The following is a 19,474-nucleotide window of genomic DNA, read 5'->3' as shown; positions in this document are numbered from 1 at the left end:
CCCGTAGGCCTCACGATCCGAGCTTCATCGACGCGCCCATCTTGACGACGAGCGCGCCCTTGACCGCGATCTTCGACCCCTTGATCACGACGGGTCCGCCGCCGAGCTTCAGCTCGCTGCCGCCGCCCTTGAAGACGCCGACGGCGCCGAGGAGGGTGATGAGCGGCGCCTGCACCACGAGATCGCCGTCCAGCTTCTGGTAATGGAGGCCGCCGACCATGTTGGTGACGCCGAGCGCCACCTGGGAGAGCGAGCCCTTCGTGAGGTGGAGCTCCGCCGCCAGCGAGGTCTGGTCCTTGTTGGCCGTGATCTGCTCTCCGTGGCTGCCGTTGATGATCTGCGCCTTCACGGCGCCCACCGTCTCCGCCATCCCGCCGAGGACGTTGTCGTTGATCGAGCCCAGGCTGCCGGCGAGCTGCAGCGCGCCGACCTTGCGGCTCATGTCCCCGGTGATGGAGTGCCTGACGCCGTTCGAGATCGTGATCTGGTTCCCGCTCACCGTGTACGAGCGGTTGCCGGTGACCTTCTCGACGTAGTTGCTGATCGCGTTGGTCGTGTCGTTGCCGCCGATCGAGATGCTCTGGTTGCCGGTGATCTTGTGCGAGAGCACCGCGCCGACGTCGAGCGACTGGTTGCCGGCCACGGAGGTCGAGTCGTCGACCTTCACCGAGCGGGAGCCGTTCACGCTGATGTGCTGCTCCTCGTTGACCGTGACCTCCTCGACCTTGTCGTTCTTGATGGTGACGTTGAGGTCCTTCTGGGCGTGGATGCCGAACCCCTGGCTCCCCGCGGTGTCGGACATGCCGATCTGGTTGTGGCCGCCCGCGCCGGGCGACGACATGCTCTTCAACGTGCCGGACGCCTTGGCGGCGGGGAGCGCGTCGGGCGGCGTCTTCTCCGCGTTGTACGTGCGTCCGAGCACGAGCGGCCGGTCCGGGTCGCCGTCGAGGAACGCGACCGAGACCTCCCAGCCGACGCGGGGGAGGATCATCGAGCCGCCCATCGCGACCTGCGAGACGCGCAGCCAGCAGCTCGAGGTGTGGTCCTGCTGGCCCTGCCGGTCCCAGAAGAAGCGGACCTTGATGCGGCCGTACTTGTCGACGTGGAGCGCCTGCTCCTGCGTGCTCGACCCCGTGACGATCGCCGTCTGGATGCCGCGGATGCGCGGCCGCCGCGCGCGGCGCTCGGCCGCGAAGGGCGCGCCCTTGGGGACGCCGCGGAAGTGGTTCTCGACGTCGTAGTTCGTCGCGCCGCCGGTGAGCGTCTGGTTGCCGCGCGAGACGAGGTGGGTGACCACGAACTCGCCGTTCAGGCACGGCTCCGCGGCGCCCTCCACGGCGAACGGCTCGCCCACCTTGAGCCCGGCCGCGCGGCTCTCGCCCTCGCACACGTCGGCGTCGGCGGAGAGCTCGCGCATGCGGGCCTCGGCGCGGCGACCGCCCACGCTCCCCTTCGTGAAGCCGGCGGGGTACTCGAAGTAGGGCAGCGCGATGGCCTCCTTGCGAGGCAGCGCGGACTCCGGCTTCACGTCGGGCTTCTCGAAATCGTGGTCCCGGAGGTGGACGAGGCTCGTGCGCAGCGCGCGCGTCCTCGTGAGCTTGGCGAGCGGCAGGCTCCCGGGCAGGCCGCCCTGCGCCATGCGGAAGTTCACCGGCAGCCCCTCCTCCACCTCGAAGGCGGCGGGGTCGTCGGTGATGATCATCGTGTGCCCGGCGGCCTCGTGCCGGAAGTAGTAGAAGAGGCCGTTGTCCTCGAGGAGCCGCGAGACGAAGTTGAGGTGCGACTCGCGGTACTGGACGATGAACTCGCGCGGCTCGTACTCCTTCGCGATCCGCCACTCGACCTTGTCGCCGAAGCCGGCGTCCTCGAAGACCGACTGCGCGACCTGGACGATGGTCTTCTCCTGGAAGATGCGGCACCCCTCGCGGTGCGCGAGCGCGGCGAGCGCGGGCCGCAGGCGGACGTCGAACTGGCGGCTCTCGCCCACGATGTGCGCAAAGCCGGCGCGGTCCACGATGCCGTCGTACAGGCGCTCCTGGCCCGACGTGTCGACGACGCGCAGGCACAGGCGGCTGCGCAGGCAGTCCTCGACCCGGAACGACGTGTCCAGCGTCGCGAAGCGCACCTCGACCGTGTAGGGGGTGGAGATCGCCTCGACGGCCTCGAAGCGGGTCACGGCGACGTCCCCGGGGAGCTTGTCGCCCTCCAGGGAGAAGGTGGCGAAGGTAGCGGCCATTGGGGGCATGGTAGGCGATCGGCGGACGGCGCCAAGCCCTGGCGCTGGAACCCGACGCGGCGCGAGCGGCGTGGGGGGGCCGGATCGCGCGGGGCTCCGAGCGGTGGGTGGGGTACTGATCCCGCGCTGGCAGAATGATGGAGCCGCCAGGACGCCATAAGACGCCAGGATATTTGTGTTTATTGGCGTCCTTGGCGGCTTGGCGGTTCAAAAGACCGCACCTCCGACCAAAGCACCTCATCACCTCGGCGCGGACGGAGAGTGAACCGGTATCCAGGAGCGCCGATCACTCGATCACGATCGGCCGCGCCGGGACCACCGCGCGCGGCAGCTCCTCCTGCGCCACCCGGGCCTGCGCCTCGGGCGCCGTCACCTTGCCGGCGAGCGCGAAGCGCACCGGGATCTCCACCAGCGTCGAGAGCCGGCTCGCCTCCAGGGAAGCCCGGAGCGCGAGGACGCCGTTCACCTGCCGCACGCCGGCGAGCGGCTCGGCCAGCGACACCCCTGGAGGGAGCGGGATGCGCACGTCGACCTCGACCGGGCGGCCCAGCGTGTGGCGCAGCGAGACCGCGAGCTTCCCCGTCGTTCCCGCGCGCGGGCGCTTCGGCCAGGAGATCTCCGCCTGCACGGGGCTCGCAGCCGCGGCCGGCGGTCGGCTCCAGCGCCGGAGCGCCGGGCGCTCCAGGCGCGCCACGACCGCGGGCCCCGCGACCTCGACCGCCGCCTCCGCCGCGCCCGCGTCGAGCGGCACCACGACCCGCCCCGACGGTCCGACCTCCACGTCGCGGCGCACGCCGCCCGACGTCACCGAGACCCGCGCCGCCCCTCGGCCCTCGCTCCCGTGGGCCAGGAGCGCGCGCACCACCGCGCGCGTGCTGGCCGGCGCGCCGTAGCCGCCGCGCACGTCCCGCTGCACGCCCACCCAGCCGAGGAGCTTCGCGGGCGGCGCCGCGCTCCGACCGAGCCCGGCGGCGCGGAGGAGCGCCGCGTAGACCACCGCGCGCGCGCTCCGATCCTCGGCCTGACCCGGCGGCAACGTGATGCCGCCGGTCGGGAGCAGCGCCACCCAGGCGCGCAGCCGGTCCGCCACGTTCACAGCCAGCGCGGCCCGGTGCGGCCGCTCCGCGAGCGCGAGCAGGACCCTGGCGAGCGCCACGCGATCGCCGCTCCGGATCACCTCGTCCAGCACCCTCGTCACGAACGCGTCCCAGCACGCGTTCACCGCGCCCCCCGCCGGCGAGGGCTCGATCTCGAGCGCGTCGAGCGCCGCCGCGGGCTGCACGGGCTCGGGCGGGCAGCGCGCGTCGATCTTCGGCAGCTCCTCCGCCACGGACGCGGGCGCGAAAATGCGCGCCCGGAGCGCCGGAGGCCAGAAGACCAGGTCCTTCTTGCTGTTCTTGTATGCGAGCAGCCGGCCCACGGCGCGGCGGCCGATGTCCTCCGCCCGCGCGGCGAGCGGCGCGCCCTCGCCCCCGCGCGCCGCGGCCCAGCGGCGCACGAGCGCCGCGACCTCCACCGCGTCCGCCATGGCCCCTGCGGACGAGAGCCGATCGGGATCCATCGCCTCGAGCGCCGCGGTGAGCGCGCCCGCGAGGCCGCGCTCGATGACGAGCCGGGGGCGGCCGGTGGGCTGGTAGCGCGCATCCGCCGCGACGCGCAGCGTGGCCGTGGCGCCGCCCTCGACGATCTGGGCGATGTTCAGATCGGTGGGCTCACCCGCCGGGCGCACGTCCCACGCGTGCACGAGCGTGTCGCCCGGGGTCCCCTGCGCCTTCAGGGCGACCGCCAGCTCCGCCCGCCCCGCGCGCAGCGCCCGCACCCGCGCGCGCACCGGCGCCGCGCCCCCCGCGGGCACGTCGACCGCCACCGCTCGGCGGCGCGGGTCCGCGAGGGCGGCCACGCCGCGCGCCGTGAGCTCCACGTTCGCGCGAAGCGGCCTCGGTGAGCGGTTCCGGACCGAGATCTCCACGTCGACCTCGTCGCCCTCGACCCACGCAGCGCCCGCCTCCACGCGCGCCGAGAGCGGCTGCGCGGTGGGCACGTCGAGCGTCGCCGTGGCCGGCGTGGCGCCGTCCGGCACGCCCACGAAGACTAGCCGGAACGTCGTCTCGACGTCGCCGAGCGGGACGCGCATCCGCAGCCGGCCATCCTTGTCCGTGCGCTGGGGTGGCGACCAGAAGAACACGCCCCGCGGCGCGCCGAACGAGGTGCGGTGGGCTCCGCCCAGCTTGCCGTGGCCTGAACCGAACCCGACGCCGGAGCCCGCGCCCCCGCCGGTGGAGCCGATGCCGCTCAGGCCGATCCCCTCGCCCAGCGACGTGCCCGTGAACTCCTCCAGGAGGCTCTCCCACGCCGACACCGTGGCGTCGCCGACCTCCATGTCGAACTTCGCGTCGACAAGGCGATCCTCGCCGACCGCCCTGGCGTACGGCGTGCCCGAGCGCAGCACCCGCTCGAACGGATCGCGCACGTCGTCGCCCGTGCCGATCCGGCCGTCGGGCCCGGGCGCTTGCAGGGCGAAGCCGCGCCGCACCGTGAGGAACGGCGCGGGCGGCGCGGTCGTCGGGGTGAACTGGATCGTGCCGCCCCAGGGATCGAGCAGGAGCGACTCCTGGAGCTGCTCGTCGCGCACCAGGCGGCGGAGCAGCGCGTTCGGATCGCGGAGCGCCGGCTCGTCCGGGTCGAGCAGCCGCTCGCGCCGGAACGCGCGCGCCGCGGCGAGGATGCGGAAGAGCTTGAGGCGGGTGACGCGGCGAGCGACGTGATCGAACGTGACCTGCGGGTCCACCGCCAGGAGGTCCGCGAGCGAGAGCGGTTCGCCGCCGGGCGTCTCGGGGGGCGCATCCATCGCGGCCGTGACCAGGGTCATCAGCTCGGGGTTCCATGCATAGGCGCCGCCCGGCCCGCGGCGGCGCACGTCGCGCAGCCGCTCCGGGTCGCTTGTGGCTTCGAAGACCGCCCCCTCGAGCGAGCGAAGCACCTGGCCAAACGCCTCGTCGAGCGCTGCCCGCGCAGAGCCGGCCGGATCGTTCGCCGGCGCGATCGCCTCGCGCGCCCGGGCGCTGAGCTCCGCGCGCCGGAGCGGTTCGAGCGCGGGATCGCCCGCCAGGAAAGCGCCGCAGCGCTCGGGCTCGACCATGCCCTGGCAGAGCCGCGCGCGCGTGTCGAGCGCGGCGAGGCCGCCGACGTTGCCCCCGCCGTACAGGTCCACGACGACGGCCGCGACGGTCCCGGGCAGCCCGCGGCTGCCCCCGTCGGTGAGCGCGAGGTCCACGTCGATGGCGCCGCGCGGGGCCGCGCGGCCGCCGGTCATGCGGGCCTCGAGCCGAGGGAGGACGCGCGGCGTGACGAGCACTGCGCCGCCCACCTGCCGCGCGGCGGCGCCCTGCCGGGGAGCGGCGGCGCTGAGCGTCCAGACGCCGGCCGCCCCCTCGGGCAGGCCGAGCGCGCCCCCTTCCGGGCCCCCGGCGATCCAGGCGCTCGCCGCGCGGGCCGCGTTGTCCGCCTGGACGATCACGCTCCAGCCGGCGCCGTCCGCTGCCCTGCCGCCCTCTGGCCGCCGGTCAGCGCGGGCGCCCGCGCCGCCGGCGTCGATCACGCGGAGCGCGAGCGCGTCGCCGGCGCGGGCGAGCAGCCGCTCGGGCCGGAGCAGCGCCGTGGCGTCGCGATCGACGGAGACGCACAGCGCGAACGGCTCGCGCCGCGACGCGAGCGCCGGGAGCTCGCCGGATGGCCGCACGCGCACCGCCGCAGCCACGCCGCCGGCGCACGGCCCGACGTTGCGGAGGGCTCCGAGCTCGAGGGGCGCGTCCCAGGTCACCTCGGCCTCGCCGTACGCGTCGGTGGTCACGACGGCCTGGAGCCCGTCGCCCTCGACGGTGAAGGTGCCCTGCACCGGCTTCCGCCGCGCATCGCGGACGCGCAGCAGCATGCGCTGAGCGACGCCCGGAACGATCGCGCCCGCCTCCGGAAGCAGCGCCGCCTCCGAGGTGGGGCTCTCCACGGAGACCGTGGCCTCGCGCTCGAGCTCGTGCCCCTCGAACGTCGCGCGCGCGACGACGCGCAGCGAGGTCCCTGCGCCCTGCACCACGGTGGTGGGCGCCACGGCCGCGCCGCGGACCTCGCCGGCCGCGTCGGTGCGCGCGGGCGTGGTGAGCTTCTCCCACGCGGCCTTGTCCTCGGGCGGGCTCGTGCCCTTCGGCCCGATCCATGTCCGCACCGGCAGCCCGGCCACGGGCTGGCCGGCGCCGTCGCGGATCCGGATCACGTAGGTGGCGCGATCCCCGGCGCGCAGATCCTGATCGGACCACTCGGCCAGCATCTGCGGGGCGCCGGGCGTCTCTTCACGCGGCGAGAGAGAGATCTCCGCGGCGTTCGACGAGGCCCCCGCCGCGCTCCGCGCGCGGGCGCGGAGGATCCAGCGCCAGCCGGGCTCGTCGATCCAGGGGACGGGCACGCGTGTCATCGCGACGCCGGCCGCGTCGGTCGTGACCACCGCCGTGTGCCGCGCGACGCCGCCCTCGAGCAGGCTGACCTCCACAGGGATCCGCGGCGCCGGCTGCCCTGAGGCCTGGCTCTGCACCGTGATCCACGCCGACATCGCGCTGCCCGGCACCACGCGCGTGTCAGGGACGTGCAGGTCGACCTGGAGCGGCGCTTGTCGCTGCACGGTGAGCGTCCGGGTCCGCTGCCGGTCGCCGGCGCGCACGCCGAGCAGCAGCCGGAGCTCGCGCGCGGGCCCCTCCGGGATCGGGACGTCGAGGTGAGCGCGCCCCTTCGCGTCGGTGGTGACCCGCACGGGCGGCGGGACGGCGCTGACCTTGCCGAGGTGCTCGGGATCCCAGGTCGCCTCCACGGTGACCGCCTCGAGCGGCCGGAGCGTGACCGCGGTGGGGAAGCCGAGCGCGAGGACCTGCACCGGCAGGGTGGCGCCGGGCGCGCCGCTGCCGGGCGCGTGGACGAAGAGGTCGAGGCCGCGGGCAACCGCGTCGCGGCCGTCCGTGGCCGCGTCGGAGGTCGCGGCGGCGCCTAGGGCGGCGATGAGGACGAGGCCGGCGAGCGGAAGGGAAGGCCTGGGCATGGCGCCTTTCGACACCGCCAAGGGGAGCAGGTTCCTGCGCTGCACGGCCGCCCGGGGTGGCCGGCGCGCCGGCCGGCGACGGGCTCCGGCGCAAGGGGGTCGACGACCTCCGGGCTGAGTTTCATCTCTCCGGGGAGGCTGTCGACGGGTAGTGATCGCGTTTGCCTGAACCGCGACCACCCCGCGCCAACTGCGACCACCTCGCCGGAGGCGCTAACCGCGCCGATCTGGCCAAGCTGGCCGTATACGTGCGCTCGGCCCGCTCCTCCAGCATGGCCTGCTCGCGGTCGCTCTCTTCTCGCGACTTTCAAGCCATCGCGATCGATGGTGCCACGGCCGTACCGACCAGCGCTAGATGCTAGTGAGCGTAGAACACGTTGGCGGGCACGTCGGAGAGACGTGTATTCCTCAGGATCACCGAGGCGAGCGTGGTTGCCCGGATCGCGGCGACCTCGGCTGGGGTGAAGGCCGGATCGTTCTCGTACCAGAACCGGTCGCCATCCCTCAGCCGGACGAACTGTTCCCGGAGGATCGCCGCGAACAGCGGGCCCACGCTCGCGTTCGGTAAAGGATCTTCCGACAGCGCGCCCACCAAGGCGTCGATTCGTGATACGTCCCCGTAGGCGTCTTCGAGCGCTGCGCGCCGATCCAGATCCGCCGTGATCTCCCGGAACGAGCGTATCTTTTGTAGGCCGAGATCCGCGCGCACCCGCGAATAGTCGGCGATGCCGAATTCGCGCCCGCTCTGGATGTCATACGCCACGAGATCGATCTTTTCACCGAAGCGGACGGTCTGGTTCCGGATGTCGTCCACGACTTCCGGATCGATTCGTTGCATCACCTGCGACCAGAGGCCGCGGAAGATCGGTTCCACCCCACGAGCCGAGACGATTGCCGGGTTGAAGAAGGTCTCTCGTTGCGGCACGCGCGTGACCCCTCCGGCGTCGTCCACGAGCAGGTAGTCCGGCGACAGCAGGCTGTGACCGAAGCGGAAGCCAACCACCGAAAAAATTTCGCTGATCGTGGCGTTCGTGCGTGGGTCATAGCGACCGCTGGCGCTCGGAGCGCGGGGGCCAAGGAGCGCGGGCAGGAACTCCTGGTAGGTAATGCTCTGGATCTCTGCGCTCACGATCTTGCGAGCTCTCCGATAGATCTGCTCGTCGGTCAGCGGCGGGGTCGCGGCCGCGAGCCCGGCGGCGATCCGGTTGTGCTCGCGCACGAACAGCGTTTGCAGTGCGATGAGGGCGAAGTTCGTGTTCGCTCGCTCGTCGCCTGCCAGGAAGAAATTCGGCCCTGGTACCCGGTTGGGAAGCCCAGCGGTGTTGAACGGCAGCAGGTTCCCGTCGCTGACCCTCATTTGACCCTGCGAGAACGTGCGCAAGGCCGCGGCGCGCGTCGGATCGATGCCGTAGATCACCGAGGCGTCCAGGTAGGACGTCGAGTTGTTGATCTGGAGTCGCGGATTGCTGCGCTCGCGGCCCGTCGAGATATCCCAGATCCAGCGCGCGAGCGGGATCGTCGCACCTGGGACCATCACGTCGTCATCGGCGGGGACGAGGATCCCGAACTGCTCCGTGGGCTCCGCGGCGCGGAAGCTCTGCAGATCGTGGCTCAGCAAGAGTGCCCAGGCGCCGAGCATGTCGCTCAGCCCGCGCGGGTCGCTCGGCAACGTTTCCGCGCGGCAGACGCGGTTGCTCACGGCGCGGGCGTTCGGGCGCTCCGGCCCCGAAGGCGCGGCGACGCCATCGGCATAGGCGGAGCGCGTGATGCGCTTGAATCGCTCTCCCACCGCTCCCCAGCGTGGGTCGCGCGCATTGTTGGACGTCCCGTCGAGCGATCGATCGGGCGGCAGGGGGAACGTCACCTCTTCTCCATGCGTGGCGCTGGTTTCGAGCGCCGCCGTCACCGACTCGACGGGCAGCTCGGCCGCCCCCGCGAGCTCTGGATCGCTGCTCGGTGCCTCGCAAGAGACGGCGAACGACGCAACGATGGCGGCGCACGCGATTCCCGCTGAGATGAATCTCATCGACTTCTCCTTGGCTAGCAGCCGCTCTCAGGCGGCTTGCGCCCAGGGTGCTTCGCGCGCTCCGGGTCGGCAATAGAGAATTTTTGGTGATGTCCCAATTCGCTTTGCAAGTACCCGGAATCGTTGGAACGAACAGGGCAAACGGAGGGGCACCACCGGTTCATCCCGGCGCGCGCGGGTGCAGCTGCGAGGCTGGACCGCAGCCGCTGCCAGGCATCGCGGCGCCACGTCGGTGCGCTCGAGGGAGAGCTGATACACGTCGCGGCTCGATTCCTTCTTCATCGCCTCGAGCGCGAAGTCGTCGACGATGAGCAGGTCGACGGTCGTGAGCGCGACCATCTCGGCGTCGCGTGAGTTGTCGAGTCTGCTCTGGCGCAGCCTGCGCAGCATCGCGTCCGCGTGCAAAAAGCGCGCGCTGAGGGCGCCGTGCGCGCTGTCACCGATCACGCGCCACGGCGCGAACGACGCGTCGAACAGGCCGTAACAGCACGTCTTCGCTATGACAACCCGTGTCCTATCTGCTCAGAAACGCCGGGGAACATAGGCTATTTGAGCGACGCGGGTCAAAATTGAGCATTACCGCTTCATCTCTCCGGGGAAGCTGTCGACAGATGGAGAGGGAATTCCCCGACCCTGCCCAAATGATCGAGCCGCCAAGGCGCCGTAAGACGCCAAACTTTGTGGTTTTCTTGGCGTCCGTGGCGCGCTTGGCGATTCCAAAGACCCCTCCTTCGGCCGAAGCACGCATGTTCCTCGGGCGCCGGCTCGGCGGTCGTCCCGTTCGGCGGCTGCCCCTGGCCCTGGTTCGCCCTCTCGCGCCGTCACCCCGGCGCGACGACCACCATCGCCGCGCGCTCCCCGCCGTCGCTCCCGGCGAGGGAGACGGCGCACGGGTGCGGCGCAAAGCCGCGCGCGAACGCCTCCGACGCGATGACGAGGTGCAGCGGCATGGCCGCGGCGCCGAGCGCCCCGATCCGCTGGGCGGGGCACTCCAGCTGCTGCGGATCGCAGAAGAGCTGCTGCGTGCGCACCGACGCGGCCTGGAGCTCGAAATGGCGGAATGTCTCGAAGGTGATATCGGTGAGCATCCAGCCCGCGCGCATCCCGCGCTCGGCCAGCGGCGCCAGCGCGGCGCGGAGCGCGGCGGTGAGGCCCGTGGCCTGGAACGCGGACTCGTCGTTGTCCGGGCGGGCCCGCTCGTGCGCTGTGGAGAGGCCGACGATCTGCCCGAGCTCGCGGAGCATCGCGCGCCGCGCGACGTCGGGGCGCGTGAGGACCACGAAGGCCGCGCACTCGCCGGGGACGAGGGCGTCGAGGTTGTCCGGCCGGAAGAGCCGGCCCGCGGCGTCGAGCGCGGCGATGCGCGCGGGGTCGTAGTCGGTGTGCACGCCGCCGAGCAGCGCCGCGTCGATCGCGCCTCGCGCGAGCGCGTCGCACAGCTCCGGCAGCAAGAACCCCGGCGCGGCGGGGCCGCGCGTCGAGACCTTGACCGCGATCTCCGGCGCGCACCCGTACGCTTGCGCCCGCGCGGCGAGCTCGGCGGCGACCCGCTGCGCCGGAGCTTCGCCGCCCAGCGGCCGCTGCCCGAGGTGCTCGTCGAGGCACAGGCCCATCTGCATGCGCAGCCCCCGCGCCGCGGGGCCGAGCTTCTCGAGCGCCTCGCCGAGCGCGCGCTCCGCGAGCAGGACGGCGCGCGCGGCGCCCGTGACCCGCGGATCGAGCGTGGGCAGGAAGCACATCGTGACGCACTCGCCCTGCCCGTCCACGAGCGGCGACTCGCGCATCGCCGCGGCCGAGGCGCGGTGCGAGAACGCGGTGTCGATCGAGCGCAGCCCGATGGGCGTGACCGCGCCCGCGGCCACCATGACGGCGAGGGGCCTCACGCTCGCCCCCGCTCGCGCACGATCACGCGCGCGTCCTTCATCCGCCGGGGCGCCTTGACGTGCGCGCGCCAGACCATCTCGACGGCCACCGGCTTCTGCGGGCCGGTGGCGTAGAGGTCGACGAGCACGGTGTCGAGGTGGGGCGCGAAGGCGACCGGCGCGCGGTCCTTCACGTGGAACTCGATCTCGACCTGCACCTTCGGGAGCTCGAAGCTGAGCGCCCCCTCGGGCGTGAGGTTGAGCGCCCGCACCGGCTCGCCGCCCGCGAGCGGCGGATCCGCGATGAGGCCCGGCGAGGCGCAGAGGTTGAAGCGGTGGTCGAAGTCCTCGGGCAGGAGCGGCGCGCGGTTCTCTCGCCACGCGGCGTCGTACGTCCCGGCGTACCCGCGGCGCGGCTCCCAGTGCCGGCCGACGGCCCCGATCCCCGCGGGCGGCGGCGCGGTCTTCGCGGTCCGGATCGGGTACGAGGGATCCTCGATGGTCGGCGCCGGCTGGTGGGTGAGCGAGGCCGGCGCGCGCGTGACGCCCGTGCCGATCGGGTTGCGCGGCTCCTCGAGGGGCGCCGCGGGATCGTCGTCGTCCCGCCCGCCCCAGGCGTGGTCGTAGCGCATGTCGATCTGCTCGATGGGCGCCGGCGCGGTGAGGGCGGCGCCCTTGTCCACCCAGAGCCGCTTGCCGAACACGACAAGCGATTTCCTGAGCGGGCCGACCTCGACGCGCACGTCGAAGGATGGCACCGCCTTGCCGCTCGGCGCGTACGCCGTGGCCACGAAGATCACGTCGGTCGCCGGCTTGAACAGGCAGATGTCGGCCGGGTACGCGACGCTCTCGGGCTTCTTCTCCTCCCAGGGCAGGTCGGCGAGGCGGACCCCGCGCGTGCGCTCGGGGGGCGCGAGCTCGAGGCTGCCGTCGCCCTGGAGCTCGAAGCTCGCCTTGACGATCGTGACCAGCTGCTCGCCGTCCCTGTCGACGAGGAGCTGTGGGTGCGCGGCGAAGTCCGTCTTGTTGTCGAGCGGGGGCTGGCTCATCGCGGGCGCATTATCGACAGGATCGGCGGCGATGTCTCTTCGAGTTCGCCGGAGACGCGCGGATCACCCGGCCGTGGCCGCCTCGGCGGCGTACGCGTCGAGGCCGTGGCCGCGCAGCGCCGCCTCCACGAGCGCGATCGGCTCGGCGCAGGCCGGGTCGCCCGCGTCCTCCCCCTCGACGACCGCCGGCAGCGCCCGGGCCACGACGAGCCGCACGGCGCGATCGCGGAGCGCGAGCGAGAGCGGCAGCGCCCCGAGCAGGCGGTGGCCGTGCAAGGCCGCGCGGAGGTAGAAGCGCTCGCGGTCGCCAACGCGCGCGCGCACGGGCGAGAGGAGCAGCGCGGCGAGCAGGTCGGGCTCGGCAAGCGCCAGGGTCGCTTCCGCGATCCACCGCGTGGCCCTCCGGGCGAGGTCCCGCTCGCTGCGCCAGGCGGCGTCCTCGCGCGCCCGCCGCGCCGCGCGGCCGTGGAGCGCGGCGAGCCAGGGCGCGAGCGCCGCCGGATCCAGCGGGTCGGGTTGTTCGAAGCGCGCGATCGCCCCCTCGGCGAGGCCCTCGGCCTCGAGCGCGGCGGCGAGCGAGAAGAGGCCCGCGGCGACGTCGGGCGGGGGCGCTGCCGCGGCGAGGCGCCTCGACCAGGCGACGACCTCGGCGCGGGAGGCGGTCGCGCCGGGCGTCACCTGCGCGCGGTCCGGCAGCCGGGTGATATCGATGCGCTCGTCCAGATCTCCCCGCGTGACGAGCCGCGGATCGAGCAGCGGCGCGCCGCCGGGGCGGCCCACGCTGGCGAGCACGCAGGCGCACTCCACGGCGACCGAGACGCGCACCGACTCGCCGTCGTCGATGAAGCTGGTCGGGAAGGTGCGGCATCCGAGCGGCTTGGCCTCGGACCCGCTCTTCGCGTGGAGCGAGCAGCGCCCCTCGCCCTCGAGGTAGGCGCACCGGCCGTCCCGCATCGCCACGACGGAGGCCGCGCACGGCCACGTCCCTCGTTCCGGCGTGAAGGCCCGCTCGTGGCGCGCGCCCCCGCTCAGCACATCGGGCCGCAGCGCCCGCGCCCGCGCGGCCTCCTCGGGATCGAAGAGGATCGAGGCGTAGATCCGGCAGCAGCTCCCGCGGCCGTCGCAGTGCAGGCTGAAGTCGGGCAGCACCTCCAGCGGGCGCTCGCGGGGATCGCGCTCCCCCGGATCGAGCGCGGGCGCCGCGGGCGTCGCGGCCCTCCAGGATCCCACGTCCTCGCCGGCGTCGTCCGCTCCGAGCAGCCCCGCGGCGTGGAGCTCTGCGAAGAACGCCTGCGCGGCGGGCACACGCGCGTGCGCGCCCTCGCGGGCCGCCGCGATGACGATGCCTTCGACGTCGCGCGTCCCGTCGGCCGCGGAGAGAAGCACCCACTCCCGCGGGCCGAGCTGGAGCAGCTGCCCTGTGCGGGCATCGTGGAGGATGACGCGCTCCTCCTCGCCGACCAGGTGGCGCCGCGCGAGCACGTGGGCGGCGAGGCGAGGGCGCGCCGGCGGCATGCTCGGGCTCACCCGAGCCACGCTATCCGACGCCGGCGGCCGCGCGCCACCGAAACGAGGCGCGGCGGCCGCGACTACGCCCTCAGCGCACGCACTTCACCCACGCGGCCGTGAAATAGTTCCACTTGCCGCTCTCTCCGGCGTTGAACCCGGTGAAGCCGTCGTCGAAATTGAGCGCCCAGGCAGCCGCGGCGTTGCCCACGGCCGCATGGGAGCTCCAGTACCAGTCGTTGCTGCGGGCGCCGTACTGCGTGTCGGGGAACATCGTGCGGTTGATCGACGGCGCCACCTGCGCTTCGTCGACAAGGGTCGCGAGCTCCCGGATGCTGGGCAAGCGCCACGTGTGGCCGTTGAGATCGAGCGTCGCGCAGTAGCTCTCCGCGTCCGCCCAGGCCAGCGTGGCCGGCGAATACCCCTGCTGCCAGACGAGGCCTGTGTACTTGTCCATCACCTCGCCGGGCGACACGACGGCGTACTGGTCGGGCGGGGCCACGGCCGGGCTGCTGGGCGCCTCGCCCTCGCCGTTGCCTCGCACGCAGCGCAGGCTCGCCGCGGTCGCCTTGGAGTAGGCGTTGCTGACGATCCCGTCGCTCAGGTTGAAAGCCCAGGCATAGTCGCGCCCCGCGCCGGCGCCGGCCTGCCGGATGGTGAGGATCCAGTCGGACGACGTCTTGTGGAAGCCCCCGCGCGCCCCCGGGAACGCGCCCCTGTCGATGGCCGGGCTCCGGGTGAAGTCGACGATCGACGTCATCTCGATGCGCGTGGGAAGGCGCCAGTCGGAGAAGCCGCCGAGCGTCAGGTCGTCGCAATAGCTGATCGCCTGCTCCCACGTGTACGCATCGGAGGGAGGGCTCTGCTGCCACTCGAGGCACGTGACGTTGTCGCGCACCACTCCGCCCCCCCCATCGGTGTAGCTCGCAGCGTTGGGCAGCCCGCTGCCCGCCGGATTGGGCATGGGCCAGCACGCCCACTTGTGCGTCCCGCAGGCGGCGGCTCTGCTGCAGGTGTCGGTCGCTCCGCCCGCGCCTCCGCTGCCCAGGCCACCGCCCTCCCCGGCCGCTCCGCCGTCCCCCGGCGCGCCGCCGCTCGCGGTGCTCTCCGCGCCGCCGCCCTCCCCAGCCGCTCCGCCGTCCCCCGGCGCGCCGCCGCTCGTGGTGCTCTCCGCGCCGCCGACCCCGGCGCCCGTCTCCGAGGCTCCGCCTGTCGCGAGCGCGCCGCCCGTCCCCCACCCGCCGCTCGCCGCGATCGCGTCGCGGTCGCCGCCCTCCTGGCCGCACGCCGCGGCCGCGAGCGCCACGCCGAGCGCGACCCCCGTCCGGGCACGCGCCGCGACGACGGCCATCACCCAGGTCGCGTCAACGACCCACCGCTTGCTTCGATTCACAGGCACCTCCGCGCGCTCAAGCCAATGCCACAAGACAAATATGTTCGAACCGCACCAACCTATCACACGCTGCGCGAGGGGCGTCAACGCACGCACGGGAAGAAAAGGCTCATTTCCTGCCAACCGACAGGAAACGCTCAACGCCGTCGTCTCAGCTCATGCTCGACGTGCCGAGTCGCAGGCCCTCCGCGCCTCCCGCGGGTGCAACACCTCTGATCGTACCGGGTGACCGCGCGTTCCCGTACGCTTCCAATTCTTCGATCAGCCTTAACCCGTGACGTCCCGCGCGCACAGCACCCGCCGATGGCAGTTGACACCGATTATGTGAACGCTCACAATTCTCTCCAGCGGGCATCCTTCGTCATCCAGATCCATCCGGGCACCGATCCTCGTTCGCTCGGTCGTCGCGAGCCGAACACGCATCGGCTTGCGGCAGATCACGGGGATAAAGGAGAGGTTCCATGCGGATTGCGAGTTTTCTCCGAGTGCGAGTTATCGGCCGGGTAAGGGCGACGCCACGCGTGATGTCAACACGTTCTTGAAAGTGAATCAGCAAGGAGACCAGCCGTGAAAGAGACGAAGTCCTGGGGCAAGGGTTGGGCGGTCGTGGCGCCCTTCCTGTTGGCGCTGCTCGCGATGACGGGGTGCAGCGAGAAGAGCGAGGGGACGGGCGCCGCGCCAGCCGAGGGCGGCGGCTCGAAGCCGAAGATCGTCAAGCTCGCCTTCGTCACCAACAACGCGTCCGAGTTCTGGAAGATCGCTCAGGCGGGCGTCCGGAAATACGAGCAAGAAAGCAAGGTTCAGGTCGACGTCAAGATGCCATCGAACGGCACCACGGAGGAGCAGAACCAGATCCTCGAAAACCTCTCGAGTCAGGGCTACGACGCCATCGCCGTGAGCGCCATCGCGCCGGCCGATCAGGTCCCGGTGCTCAACAAGGTGGCCGAGAAGAGCAAGCTCATCACGTTCGACTCGGACGCCCCGGTGTCGAGCCGACTGCTCTACATCGGCACCAACAACCACGAGGCCGGCAAGGCGCTCGGCGCCCATATCGTGAAGCTCCTCCCGAACGGCGGTAAGATGGCCGTGTTCGTCGGCACGCTCTCCGCGGACAACGCGAAGCAGCGCCTGCAAGGCATTCAGGACGCGATCGCAGGCAAGAACATCGAGATCGTCGACAAGCGTGAGGACAACACCGACCGCGCGAAGGCGCGCTCCAACGTGGAGGACATCATCAACGCGCACCCGGACCTGAAGCTCGTCGCAGGCCTGTGGTCTTACAACGGCCCCGCCATCGCGGCGGCCATCGAGGCGCTCGGGAAGAAGGGGAAGGTCCTCGCAGCGGTGTTCGACGAGGAAGAGGAGACGCTCACGGCCATCGAGAACGGCACGATCTCGGCCACGGTCGTCCAGAAGCCGTTTCAGTTCGGTTACCTGGCGAGCAAGTGGGCGCATGAGCTCGCGGTCAAGCCCAGCGCAGCGATGGCGCAGATCCCGGCCAACAAGAGCATCGACACCGGCATCGACGTGATCGAAAAGACCAACGTGGCGACCTTTAAACAGCAGCTCGCCGAAATGAAGAAGTGAGCGTGACTGCGTCCGCTCCGGATCTGCTCGCGATGCGCGCGATCACCAAGCGGTTTCCCGGCGTGGTCGCGCTCCAGGGCGTCTCTCTCTCGCTGAAGCCGGGCGAGGTGCTCGCCCTCATGGGCGAGAACGGCGCCGGTAAGAGCACGCTCATGAAGATCCTCGGGGGCGCCCTGCAACCCGACGAAGGCGAGATCCGCATCGAAGGGAAGAGCGTCGCCATCGAGAGCGTGCGCGTCGCCAAGCGCCTCGGCATCGCGCTCATCCATCAGGAGCTGATGCTGGCGCCCAATCTGGACATCGCGGCCAACATCTTCCTCGGTAACGAAGGCGGCGCGACAGGGCCGCTCCTCCGTCCGCTGCCGAAGGGCGACATGCACGCCCGCGCCAGGGAGCTGCTTCTGCGCGTGGGCTTGCGGCTCCCGCCCTCGACCCCGGTGTCCGCGTTGACCGCCGGTCAGATGCAGATGGTCGAGATCGCCAAGGCGCTCGCCCTGAGCGCGCGCATCCTCATCATGGACGAGCCGACTTCGTCGCTCACGAGCGGTGAGTCCGAGCATCTCTTCGGGATCATCCGCAAGCTCCGGGCGGACGGCATCGGCATCGTCTACATCTCGCACCGCATGGAAGAGGTCATGGCGCTGGCGGACCGGGTGACGGTCCTGCGCGACGGCCGCCACGTCGGGGACCTCACGCGCGCAGGAGCGACGCGCCAACAGATCGTCTCGATGATGGTGGGCCGCGAGCTCAGCGCGCACTACTTCCCGGAGAAACGGCCGCGTCAGCCGACCGAGCCCGTCCTTTTGGTCGAGGGCCTCGTCGTGCCCGGCGCGCCCGCGCCGATCTCCTTTTCGGCCGGACGCGGGGAGATCCTCGGCTTCGCCGGCCTGGTCGGCTCGGGCCGCACGGAGCTCATGCAGACGCTCTTCGGGGTTACCCCGGCGCTCGGGGGACGCATGACGCTCGAAGGAAAGGAGTTTGCTCCTCGAAAACCCAGGGATGCCATCGACCGCGGCGTCTACCTGGCGCCGGAGGATCGCAAGCGGCACGGCCTCGTGCTGCCGCTCAGCATCGCAGAGAACACCTCCCTGCCGAACATCGCCAGCTACAGCCGCTGGGGCTTCCTGGACAGGGAGACGGAGCGCCGTGTCGCCGAGTCGGAGGTGGAGCGCTTGAGGACGAAGACGCCCGGCGTTCGTCAGCCCGTCGTGAACCTCTCCGGCGGAAACCAGCAGAAGGTGGTGCTCGGGAAATGGCTGGCCATGAACCCGCGCGTGCTCATCCTGGACGAGCCGACGCGCGGCATCGACGTCGGCGCCAAGGCCGAGATCTACCGCCACATGACCGCCCTCGCGGATGAAGGCATCACGATCTTGATGGTCAGCTCGGACATGGAAGAGATCATCGGAATGAGCGATCGCGTCGCCGTCATGCACGAGCGACGCATCAAGGGTGTGTTGCCGCGGGAACGGCTCAGCCAGGAGCGGATCGCGACCTTGATGACGGGCCACGCCGACAAGGAGGCTTTGTCATGAGGCGCGAGCTCGGGATGACCATCGCGCTCGTCGCGATGTGTCTGGCCCTCTACATCTCGAACCCGGATTTTCTCGGGCAGTCGAACTCGATCAACACCCTGCGGCAGATCTCGATGCTCGGGATCTTCGCGATTGGCATCGGGTTCGTCATCATCGCCGGCGGCATCGATCTGTCGATCGGGTCCGTGATCGGCCTGACGGGCGTTCTCATCGCCAAGCTCTCGTCGAGCCAGGTCGGCGGCATGGGTTACCCGTTGTGGATCGGCATTCCGGTGGCGCTGGGCGTGGCGCTGCTGATCGGTCTCGGCCAGGGCCTGTTGATCACGCGGCTCAAGCTGCAGCCGTTCATCGTCACGCTCGGCGGCATGTTGTTCTTGCGCGGCCTCTCGCAGACCATCGCCGAGGGGGGCACCCTGAGCCTCGGTGGCTCGCCGCTGCTCGCCCTCGCGAACGGCGGGCTGTTCAAGGTCGGGAGCGACGCGCTCGTCCCGTATCCGCTTCTGATGTTCCTCGCCGTGTGCGGCGCGGCGACCTACGCGCTGCACTTCACGGTGTTCGGCCGTTACGTCTATGCGATCGGCGGCAATCGCGACGCGGCGGAGTACTCCGGCATCAACGTGAGGCGGGTGGAGACGTCCACCTATGTGATCTCGGCGGGCCTCGGCGGCGTGGCTGGCGTCTGTTACGCGTCATACATCGGGCAGATGTCGCAACAGGTCGGCATCGCGTACGAGATGTACGCGATCGCCGCGGCCGTGCTCGGCGGCTGCTCGCTTCGCGGGGGTGAGGGCACGGTGCTCGGCATCGTCATCGGCTCCGCGGTGATGCGCGTCATCGACAACGGCATCAACATGTTTCAGCTGCCGTACGAGGACGCTGACCGCATTCAACGCATCTGGCGCCTGGACCCGAACTGGACCTTCCTCATCATCGGCGCCGTGATCCTCGTCGCGGTGATCCTCGACCAGATCGTGCACATGGTGCAGACAAAACGGCGCATCCGGCATGCCTCCGCGGGCGCCGCCGAGGCAGCGTCGAGCCTCCAGGCGGCCGCGACGGTCAGCGCAGTGGAGCCGCCGGCCGTACGAGCGCCCGATGTCGAAGACGTCTGAGCTTTCCGGCGATGGGGAACGGACCGGCAAGTCGCCAAGAGCACCCGCCCTCTATATATCAGGGGAGTTGTCGCCTCCTCAGCCCGGC

The 19,474-nt window shown here is 71.6% G+C and carries 11 protein-coding genes; 3 read left to right on the top strand and 8 right to left on the bottom strand.

Going from position 1 to position 19,474, the window contains the following annotated elements; all coding sequences use genetic code 11:
- Positions 1-10 precede the first annotated feature (10 nt).
- From WME79_RS17805 to WME79_RS17770, 8 genes are all read right to left on the bottom strand, one after another.
- On the bottom strand, positions 11-2,236 hold the full coding sequence (locus tag WME79_RS17805) for a type VI secretion system Vgr family protein (protein WP_437537130.1): 2,226 nt from the start codon (positions 2,234-2,236) through the stop codon (positions 11-13).
- 286 nt (positions 2,237-2,522) lie between these two features.
- Entirely contained in the window at positions 2,523-7,316 is a 4,794-nt protein-coding gene (locus WME79_RS17800) for an alpha-2-macroglobulin family protein (RefSeq protein ID WP_437537127.1), read from the bottom strand.
- Positions 7,317-7,674: 358 nt separating this feature from the next.
- Positions 7,675-9,342, bottom strand: coding sequence for a peroxidase family protein (locus WME79_RS17795; protein WP_437537125.1), 1,668 nt, complete (start codon positions 9,340-9,342; stop codon positions 7,675-7,677).
- Between the two features lie 27 nt (positions 9,343-9,369).
- Entirely contained in the window at positions 9,370-9,789 is a 420-nt protein-coding gene (locus tag WME79_RS17790; RefSeq protein WP_437537123.1) for a hypothetical protein, read from the bottom strand.
- A 374-nt stretch (positions 9,790-10,163) separates the two neighbouring features.
- A complete protein-coding gene (locus tag WME79_RS17785) occupies positions 10,164-11,225 on the bottom strand; it encodes a beta-ketoacyl synthase N-terminal-like domain-containing protein (RefSeq protein ID WP_437537120.1) in 1,062 nt (353 codons plus the stop codon).
- Entirely contained in the window at positions 11,222-12,253 is a 1,032-nt protein-coding gene (locus WME79_RS17780; RefSeq protein ID WP_437537118.1) for a DUF2169 family type VI secretion system accessory protein, read from the bottom strand. Before WME79_RS17780 ends, WME79_RS17785 begins: the two co-directional genes overlap by 4 nt.
- A 63-nt stretch (positions 12,254-12,316) precedes the next feature.
- Complete coding sequence (locus WME79_RS17775; protein WP_437537116.1) at positions 12,317-13,780, bottom strand: YkgJ family cysteine cluster protein; 1,464 nt, start codon at positions 13,778-13,780, stop codon at positions 12,317-12,319.
- Positions 13,781-13,850: 70 nt separating this feature from the next.
- Positions 13,851-15,152, bottom strand: coding sequence for a DUF1566 domain-containing protein (locus WME79_RS17770; RefSeq protein ID WP_437537113.1), 1,302 nt, complete (start codon positions 15,150-15,152; stop codon positions 13,851-13,853).
- A 567-nt stretch (positions 15,153-15,719) separates the two neighbouring features.
- Between WME79_RS17770 and WME79_RS17765 the strand changes: the two genes are divergently transcribed.
- Genes WME79_RS17765 through WME79_RS17755 form a run of 3 tightly spaced genes read left to right on the top strand, consistent with a single transcriptional unit; the run spans position 15,720 to position 19,386 of the window.
- A complete protein-coding gene (locus tag WME79_RS17765) occupies positions 15,720-16,739 on the top strand; it encodes a sugar-binding protein (protein ID WP_437537111.1) in 1,020 nt (339 codons plus the stop codon).
- A gap of 32 nt (positions 16,740-16,771) precedes the next feature.
- Positions 16,772-18,274, top strand: coding sequence for a sugar ABC transporter ATP-binding protein (locus WME79_RS17760; protein ID WP_437539864.1), 1,503 nt, complete (start codon positions 16,772-16,774; stop codon positions 18,272-18,274).
- Positions 18,271-19,386 carry an ABC transporter permease gene (locus WME79_RS17755; RefSeq protein ID WP_437537108.1) on the top strand — a complete coding sequence of 372 codons (1,116 nt, stop codon included), beginning with the start codon at positions 18,271-18,273 and terminating at the stop codon, positions 19,384-19,386. The genes WME79_RS17760 and WME79_RS17755 overlap by 4 nt, the downstream gene beginning before the upstream one ends.
- Positions 19,387-19,474: the final 88 nt, after the last annotated feature.

The sequence above is a fragment of the Sorangium sp. So ce726 genome, from assembly GCF_051521405.1.
Lineage (GTDB): Bacteria > Myxococcota_A > Polyangia > Polyangiales > Polyangiaceae > Sorangium.
Note: the sequence above shows the minus strand (reverse complement) of the source record. Positions and strands in the feature narration are given on the sequence as shown.

Bases quoted from the DNA above. Each gene is read 5' to 3' on its own strand.
- WME79_RS17805 (WP_437537130.1), bottom strand. From the start codon at position 2,236: ATGGCCGCTACCTTCGCCACCTTCTCCCTGGAGGGCGACAAGCTCCCC.
- WME79_RS17800 (WP_437537127.1), bottom strand. From the start codon at position 7,316: ATGCCCAGGCCTTCCCTTCCGCTCGCCGGCCTCGTCCTCATCGCCGCC.
- WME79_RS17795 (WP_437537125.1), bottom strand. From the start codon at position 9,342: ATGAGATTCATCTCAGCGGGAATCGCGTGCGCCGCCATCGTTGCGTCG.
- WME79_RS17780 (WP_437537118.1), bottom strand. From the start codon at position 12,253: ATGAGCCAGCCCCCGCTCGACAACAAGACGGACTTCGCCGCGCACCCA.
- WME79_RS17760 (WP_437539864.1), top strand. From the start codon at position 16,772: ATGCGCGCGATCACCAAGCGGTTTCCCGGCGTGGTCGCGCTCCAGGGC.
- WME79_RS17755 (WP_437537108.1), top strand. From the start codon at position 18,271: ATGAGGCGCGAGCTCGGGATGACCATCGCGCTCGTCGCGATGTGTCTG.